1 pseudogene is annotated in these 300 nt (G+C 65.0%); it reads left to right on the top strand.

Annotation, left to right across the window (positions count from 1 at the left end):
- Nucleotides 1–300, top strand: a pseudogene (locus SB753_RS36195) (glycosyl transferase); the annotation flags it as partial.

Below are 300 nucleotides of genomic sequence, written 5' to 3'. Positions count from 1 at the left end.
CTGCCGTGGCTCAACTACGCGAAAAGCTACCGCTCGGTGTTCGAGAACCTCGGCGCCGCGCTGAGCGCGCAATGGAACGACGGCGATTGCATGGCGAGCGTCGGGCTCGGCGAATCCGAGGCGCCGATGCTCGACTACTACACGGACATCGAGCATCAGCCGACCGCGAACCCGCGCACGACTGAGTGCACATGGCTGATCGTCGAAAGCCGCCGCAACAACGCACTTCAACCGACCGGCGACTGGCGGCTATTCTGGTCGGGCGCGCGTCCCGGCGATACCGACGAGTTGTTGCGCGTT

The sequence above is a fragment of the Paraburkholderia sp. SIMBA_053 genome (genome assembly GCF_046534895.1).
Classification (GTDB): Bacteria; Pseudomonadota; Gammaproteobacteria; order Burkholderiales; family Burkholderiaceae; genus Paraburkholderia; species Paraburkholderia caledonica.
Note: the sequence above shows the minus strand (reverse complement) of the source record. Positions and strands in the feature narration are given on the sequence as shown.